Genomic DNA, 588 nt, shown 5'->3' with positions numbered 1-588 from the left:
GCCAGCTCTTTGGTATCCCACTCAGCGATCTCTTTACAGTCGATGATGACGCTACCACCGTCTCGCTCTGTTAGGCGAGAAGCCATGGAGAGTAAGGTACTCTTGCCAGCTCCATTTGGGCCAATGATTGACGTCACTTTGCCTTTTTCGAACTGAGTATCCGCGCTATCAACGACTTTACTCGAACCAAATGCTTTGGTTAGTTTCTCTATGACTATCATGTTTATACGACTTTGTTTTTCAACAGCAGATACAAGAAATAAATGCCGCCAAGGAAGTTAATGACCACGCTTAGCGTTGTCTCAAAATTAAATACGTTTTCAATGATCCACTGCCCTGAAAGCAAGGAGCTAATGGCCAACAGCGAACAGCCTATCAACAATGTTTTATGTTGATAGGAATGAAACATCTCGCGGCTCAAGTTGGTCACAAGCAAACCAAAGAACATAATTGGGCCAACCAAAGCGGTAGAAATTGCAATCAAAACCGCAGAAAGGATGAAGACGTTGCGCGTCACTTTCGGCACATCAACACCCAAGCTTTTCGCGTTGTCTTGATCTAACCAGAACACATCCAATGTGCGATGCA

2 protein-coding genes are annotated in these 588 nt (G+C 44.6%); both read right to left on the bottom strand.

The features are described 5' to 3' along the window. A partial coding sequence (locus tag R7E78_RS28575; RefSeq protein WP_318058941.1) for an ATP-binding cassette domain-containing protein occupies positions 1-221 on the bottom strand: 221 nt, incomplete at its 3' end. Positions 222-223: 2 nt separating this feature from the next. Further along, the coding region (locus R7E78_RS28570) for an iron chelate uptake ABC transporter family permease subunit (protein ID WP_318058940.1) at positions 224-588 on the bottom strand (365 nt) is incomplete at its 5' end.

It is taken from the genome of Vibrio sp. YT-19(2023), assembly GCF_033337395.1.
Note: the sequence above shows the minus strand (reverse complement) of the source record. Positions and strands in the feature narration are given on the sequence as shown.